Source organism: Aliidongia sp., from assembly GCF_035943795.1.
In the GTDB taxonomy this organism is placed as follows: Bacteria; Pseudomonadota; Alphaproteobacteria; order ATCC43930; family CGMCC-115725; genus Aliidongia.
Window position 1 is genome coordinate 1 of record NZ_DASZBY010000119.1, and the last position, 6,526, is coordinate 6,526.

Sequence of the window (6,526 nt, forward strand, 5' to 3'; positions counted from 1 at the left end):
CCATCCGGCCCCTGGTTCTCGAAACCCATGCCTTCGGTCAGAAAGGCCGCGAACTGGGGCAGGTCGCGGGCGGAAATGGCGACGGACCACATGCCTTGGATGGCGGCCGTGGCCGGCACGCCGCCCTTGGTCCAGACACCGGCCGGATCCTCGTCGGTTTCGACGAGCTCATATTCGACGCCGCACGGGTGTTTGAAGCCCAATCGCGGCACACCCAGCCGTTCAGCCGTGGTCGTCGGGTAGCCGAAGCGGTGCAGCCGCTCCGCCCAATAGGGAAAACTGCCCCGAGGGACCGCCAGGCTCAGGATGCAAACCTGGCCTGAGCCGAGAACACCGCCATGGCGCCACGCCATCGGAAAGGTCGTGACCAGGGTGCCCTCGTTGCCGGCCTCGTTCCCGTAATACAGATGATAGAACGGATCGGCACCATCCAGTAGCACGGTCTTCTTGATCAGCCGCAACCCCAGGACCTTCACGTGAAAGTCGTAGTCCTCTTGAGCGGAGCCGACGCACATCGTGATGTGATGATAGCCGCGGATCGGGGAAAATTCGGTCATTGGGACTACTCCACGCGGGAATGATCTCGGGGGCAATCGGCACCGTCAGCGCAATTCACGATGAGCGCGGGAAACCGAGAATGGTGGCGAATTTATCGGCCGCCTGATCGTCGCGAAAGTTAGCAATGGTTGGACGAACCGTTCGAAATATTGACCAGTCGCGTGGCAGTCCTTGCCGACTTCATTTCACGCTGACGACATTCGTCAGATCAACGGCATCCGAAAAAGCTCGAACACAAGATTCGGGTTGAACCATGTCGAATGCGGCACTCTCCAAGCGGGCAGAATGTCATTTTATATCAGCAGCGCTTCCGCATTGGCACGGCCCGCACGACAGGCCTCAGAGGTGTTCTCGTAGGAACCGCAGCAAGCTGGGCGCCAGCCGGATCGGATAGCCATAGGGATCGTCCAGCGGGTCCGACATCCAGAAATGCGGCGCGTCGGTGATCGCGACCGTACGGACGAAGCAGCCGACCTGCTTCAGGGCGCCCACGAAAGACTTCGACTGGCTTTCCCAATCGACGACGTCGTCGGCGGTGCCCCAAGCGACGAGAAACGCAGTGCCCCGACCCTGTCGGGTGACATGGCTCAAGGGCGAGGCCTCGATGAAGCGCAGTCGATCATCGAGCGGCGAATGTCCCATGAAAATCTCGGTGATCTGGTCATGGGGACGGGCCTGGAGATCGTGCTGCCACTGCGCCACGAGGTCGTAGACACCGTAAACGGCGACCACCGCCTTGACTTGAAGCGATCGGCCTTCGTCCTGCACATTCCCACCGCCGGCCAGGGCAGCGAGCGTGGCCAGATGCGCGCCAGCAGAATCGCCGATGAGGCCGACACGACGCGGATCAATCCCGAGACGCTCCGCATTCGCCCGCACGAACCGGACGGCCGCGCGAACATCGTCCGCAGCAGCCGGATAGTGATGCTGGGCGCTCTCGGCCAAGCGGTAGTCGATCGCGAACAAGGCTATGCCTTGGGCTGCCAGGTAGGGCCCCCAATGCTGATAGAACCGGGCGGACCCGAGCTTCCAGCCGCCGCCGTGGACGGCAACGACGACCGGCACCGCGCCCGCCGTCCCGGGCCGATAATAGTCGCCGGCGAGGTCAGTACCATCCACGGTCGCGTAGACGAGGTTACGTTCGACGTGCACAGAACAGCAGCTATCCTGATCGGCATGAGTCGGCAATCATCCCTCCTTCGGGGCAGGCGCAGGGCTCACGGCGCGACGTCGCTCGCCGGCTGCGGATGTTGGATGCCGCGTGGCGCTGCCGCGCGTGCGGGATAACGATAGGCGCCGAGCCCCAGCGCCAGGCCGGAAGCGGCGACCAAGGCTGCTTCGAAGACCGCAAGGGCCGGGCCATAGGAGTGGCCGCGGTCGAAGGCGATGCCCATGACCAAAGGTCCGAGGCCCGTGCCGATGGTGAAGACCGCGAAGAACAGGCCGTAGATCGCGCCATAGGCTCGCATGCCGAAATAGCGGCCGATGAAGTAGGCCATGAGGTCGACCTCTGCGCCGACGCCGAGGCCACAGAGCGCCGTGCCGGCCAGCAGCATCGCCGGCTCTCGGGCCAGAGCCAGCAGCGCGATGCCGATCACCGGGCAGCAGAACGAGGCGACCGCGATGTAGCGGCCGTGTATGCGGTCGAGACAGAAGCCAGCGACCAGCCGTCCGATGATCACGGCTACGCCGGCGAGCGACATGGCGCCGGTCGCCGCCTCTGGCGAGACGCCTCGGTCGGTCAAGAGGGCGACGGCATGAGCGAGCGTGCCGTTGATCGCAGTGACGGCGAAGAAGAAGCAGGCGTTCAGTTGCCAAAAGGCCGTCGAGCGCCAGGCATCCGCCAGCAGCACGCCCTGGCCCAGCGAGGAGGCGCTTGCTCCGTCGCCCTCCCTAAGTGTCGGCGGCTCGCGCAGAAACAGTGCGACCGGTAGCAGCGCCAGCACCAGAATGGCGCCGCCGAGGCCGACGTAGGCCGTCCGCCAGCCATGGCCGGCAATGAGCGCGGCAGCGAGCTGCGGCACGAGGGCGATGCCAAGTCCGACGCCGGTCTGCGCGACGCCGAGTGCCAAGCCCCGCGTCCTGTCGAACCAGGCCGAGATCGTCTTGACATAGGCCATCGGGGTTTGACACGCGCTGAGCACGCCTTGGACGCCGAACAGCAGGTACAGGACGAGGAGCGACGGCTGTAGCAGCGATAGCGCCATGGTCGCGAACGCAAACAGCAGGATCAATGGCAAGAGGGCGACACGCACGCCGAACCGGTCGACCAGACGGCCGACGAGGGGGGGCACGACGGCCGCGGCGATAGTCAGTATGCCGATCGCCGATGAAAACGTGCCGCGATTGATCCCCAGGTCTTCCGTGACCGGCTTAAGGAACACGCCGAACGTGAAGATGGTGATCGGCCCCTGGCCAACCGTCATGCCGAGGGCGCTCGCTGCGACGATCCACCACCGGTTCCGGAAGGGGCCGGGCATGCTCGTCAGCGCCCGGCCCGATGGTGATCGATGCTGAAACGCCCGGCGCCAAAGGCGAAGATGTAGAGCAGGCCGCCCGCTGTCCCGAGATGGAACAGGAACAGATTGAGCTGCAGTCCGTACGCTTTGGGATCGGCTGCCCAGAACGGATGGAAGATCACGGCCAGCACCATGGTCCAGACGAGCAACACAACCGCGATCCAGCGCGTCATGAACCCGGCGGCAAGCAGCAGACCGCTCCCGAGCTCGAGCACGATCGCGGGCAGCAGCAGCAGCGATGCCATGGGAACGCCATTGTGCGTCATGTAGGCGGCGACACCGTCCATGTCACCGATCTTGCGCAAGCCGGACACGATGAAGATCGACGCCAGCAGCAGGCGGCCGGCGAACGTCAGCCAAGCAGCGTCTGCCCGCTTCAAGGAAATAGGCATGGTGTCGATGGTCATGGTGAAATTCTCCCGTCTCGAGCCTCGCGTCTCGTCGCCCCCTACCGCCTCCTTCGAGTGGATGGAAAGGGAGCACGCTCGGGAAAATATTGCGGCGGCATGACCAGGATGTCGCGCCAGGAAGATTGCGACACTACGTTCGATTTATTGGACGCTGCGCCTGGGCGTGTCCCTCGCTTCATCATGAATGTCGCGCGTCAGCTGCTCGATATTGTGATCGAGGTAAGTCAGGAACGCTCGGATGCGGCTCGCCAGTTGGCGCTTACTCGGATAGAGCACATAGACATCGGCGCTCTCCGGCTGCCAGTCGACCATCAGACGCTCGAGGCGTCCCTCACGCTCCGCCTCGCGGCACTGGTAGCACGGCAGCAGTGCCACCCCGAGCCCGGCGATCGCCGCGTCGCGCAGCACCGTTAGATTGTTGGCCTCGACCGTGCCCACGGGTTGGAACGAGGTCCGGCCACCTGGTCCCGTGAAGACCCAGGCGCCACGATAGAATGCGGTCTCGAACCTGAGACATGCATGGCGCGCGAGATCCTCCGGGCTTTGAGGTCGCCCGCGCGCCGAGAGATAGTCCGGGCTCGCGTAGAGGCCACGCGGAATGCTGAGGATCCGCCGCGAGATGAGCGCCGAGTCCTCGAGCGTGCCGATGCGCAGCGCCGCATCGTAGCCTTCCTCCACGATGTCGACATTGCGGCTGGTAAGCTCGAGCTTTAGGCGGATCCGCGGATGGGCCTTCACGAAGTCGGCCAGCATCCTGCTCAGGATCTGCATGCCGAATTCGATCGGCCCGCTCAAGCGCAGCGTCCCGGTCGGCTCTTTCGGCTCCTGGCGGACCTCGGCCTCGGCCTCCTCCAGCTCGGCGAGGATCCGGACGCAGCGTTGGTAGTAGATTGCCCCTTCGTCGGTGAGCCGCACGACACGCGGCGTGCGATGCAGAAGCCGCACGCCGAGCCGCTCCTCGAGCTGTTGGACACGGTGGCTGACCGTCGATTTCGGCAGCGACAACCGCCGACCGGCCTGCGAGAAGCCGCCGGCATCGGCAACGGTAACGAAGCTCAGGATCTGCTCAATCATCGACAGCTCGGGGGGACGGGTTGACGAGCCGGAAGGCGGTACATCCCCTTGGCATTACCGCCCGGCAGACCGGCGTCGTCAACCCGCCCGCAACCGATGCAGGGGATCATGCCCGGATCGGTTCGAGCTTTGCCACCATATCGCCCTTGCTGCTGTCGAGACGGGGAGTCTCCGCTGGCGGTGCGGGCGGGCCGCCGGCACCGGCTCAGCGCTTGTTGAGCTGTTCTGCGACGCGTGGCAGCAGCCGCAGGGCGTTCTGGGATGCGATGTTGCGGACATCCTCGCCGCTGTAGCCGACGAAGTCGAACACGTCGCTGGTCGATTCGAGAATGTCGTCGACCGGCATGAACGGGAAATCACTGCCGTAGAGGATGTGGTCCGGCGCCACCAGAGCGTTGAGCGCCGGCAAAGTGAAGCGCCCGCTGACCATGGCGACGTCGAAGTAGAATTTCGCGAGTTCGGCGATGATGTCGACCGGCACTTTGCCCCTGAGTTCCGCCACGATCTGGGGGCCGTAGGTCAGGCGCTTGGCCAGGAACGGCACGGTGCCGCCAGCATGCGACAAGACCAGCTTCAGGTTGGGAAACCGCCCGAACACGTTGTTGTAGGCGACCTGGACCGCGACGCGTGTCGATTCGAAGGTGAATTCATAGAGCGACGGCGGCAGGCCAAAATCCTGGTTGGCAGCGAGCGTCGGCGGGCGCGGATGGATATGCACCGGGCAGACCCTACGGTTCAGTTCCTCGAACAACGGGTCGTAGTGGGCCGAGCCGAAATAGGGCCCGTAGTTCGACATGACGCCGAGCCCATCCAGGCGGAGCACGTCGGCCGCGTATTCGTGTTCGCGCAGCGCACCGTCGATATCCGGCAGCGGCAGGGTCGCGAAGGCGGCAAACCGATCCGGGCGCTTCGCGATGTATGTAGCCAGGGTCTCGTTGATGCGTCGGGCCATATCGCGCGCCTTGCCCGCATCGCCGTAGGGCACGCCGGGTGAGCTCAGCGACAGGACGGCGACGTCGATGCCCATTCGGTCCATGAACGCGACACTGTCGTCGATCGACCAGGCAGGAATGTCGACGGTGCCGAGATCGATGCCGCCGGTCAGCGCCGGCAGCAATGCGTGATGGTGAACGTCGACGATGGGACCATGCTGCGCCATTTCGGCTCTCCGCCTTCTTGCCAACTGTCTTTGATGGGAGAGGCTAGCGCCGAGTCCGCTTCCGCCAGAAGCCGCAGAATCCTGCACGCATCGTCCAAGAATTCTGACCGTCGACCGCACACCAAACGACAAAATCGCCTGTGCGGAAACCCGGCATCGTCCCGAAATTCGGGACGATTTGTTCAAATAGCATAGGCTACCGCCCACTCGGCAACTGGCCCAGCGTGCTGTGCTGGCGGCGTGGCAGAGGCGGCGCCGAATTTGGACAACGGATGATGACGACGCCAGCGGTCGGGTCCAAATCCTGGCGCAAGCATGGTCGTTCGACGGCGTCGAAATCTACATCTCAGACATGGGCATCGGAATGGCGGCCGAGGACATTCCGATGGCACTCAAGCCTTCCAGCAGCACTGTATCAGGGTCGGATTTCGGCGCTGCACCAAAGCCTGCAGGCGGAGGCGACGCGAGCGGAAGCGGCCGAATTCGTGCGCGGCCTGCCCGACCAGATCGTGCTGGTGCTGGAGGCCGGCACCCTGTCGATCGACCTGCGCGGAGATCTCGCCGGTATCCTGGCGATTGCGTCGTCGGCCAAGCAAAAGCCGGCTTCCTATCGGAGGCCGGGCGTGAGTTGCTATCGCGAGTTATATTGGTTGCGGGGACCCGCAAGGTCGTGTCCCGCCGAGTGGTGTAGGAGCTGTGGGTAAGTAGCCCGTCGCAGCGACCGCCGAGAGTCAGGCGGCGTCGGGCTACTTATCCACAGCGGTGGTCATCGTGAGTCTTCGGTAGGGTTTGGTCGCCAAACGTCC

The 6,526-nt window shown here is 64.3% G+C and carries 5 protein-coding genes and 1 pseudogene; all 6 read right to left on the bottom strand.

Annotation, left to right across the window (positions count from 1 at the left end):
• Positions 1-557, bottom strand: a pseudogene (locus VGV37_RS23600) (hydroxyquinol 1,2-dioxygenase); the annotation flags it as partial.
• Positions 558-897: 340 nt separating this feature from the next.
• Complete coding sequence (locus VGV37_RS23605; RefSeq protein WP_326882235.1) at positions 898-1,746, bottom strand: alpha/beta hydrolase; 849 nt, start codon at positions 1,744-1,746, stop codon at positions 898-900.
• A gap of 29 nt (positions 1,747-1,775) precedes the next feature.
• Positions 1,776-3,038 (bottom strand): MFS transporter, encoded by a 1,263-nt coding sequence (locus VGV37_RS23610; RefSeq protein WP_326882236.1) that lies wholly within the window; start codon positions 3,036-3,038, stop codon positions 1,776-1,778.
• 5 nt (positions 3,039-3,043) lie between these two features.
• Positions 3,044-3,484, bottom strand: coding sequence for a DoxX family protein (locus VGV37_RS23615; protein ID WP_326882237.1), 441 nt, complete (start codon positions 3,482-3,484; stop codon positions 3,044-3,046).
• A 144-nt stretch (positions 3,485-3,628) separates the two neighbouring features.
• The gene (locus VGV37_RS23620; RefSeq protein ID WP_326882238.1) at positions 3,629-4,561 is read right to left on the bottom strand and encodes a LysR family transcriptional regulator; all 933 of its coding nucleotides are present in this window, start codon (positions 4,559-4,561) and stop codon (positions 3,629-3,631) included.
• 205 nt (positions 4,562-4,766) lie between these two features.
• On the bottom strand, positions 4,767-5,720 hold the full coding sequence (locus tag VGV37_RS23625; RefSeq protein WP_326882239.1) for an amidohydrolase family protein: 954 nt from the start codon (positions 5,718-5,720) through the stop codon (positions 4,767-4,769).
• Positions 5,721-6,526 lie beyond the last annotated feature (806 nt).

Coding starts and splice junctions, on each gene's coding strand:
- VGV37_RS23610 (WP_326882236.1), bottom strand. CDS start 3,038: ATGCCCGGCCCCTTCCGGAACCGGTGGTGGATCGTCGCAGCGAGCGCC.
- VGV37_RS23615 (WP_326882237.1), bottom strand. CDS start 3,484: ATGACCATCGACACCATGCCTATTTCCTTGAAGCGGGCAGACGCTGCT.
- VGV37_RS23620 (WP_326882238.1), bottom strand. CDS start 4,561: ATGATTGAGCAGATCCTGAGCTTCGTTACCGTTGCCGATGCCGGCGGC.
- VGV37_RS23625 (WP_326882239.1), bottom strand. CDS start 5,720: ATGGCGCAGCATGGTCCCATCGTCGACGTTCACCATCACGCATTGCTG.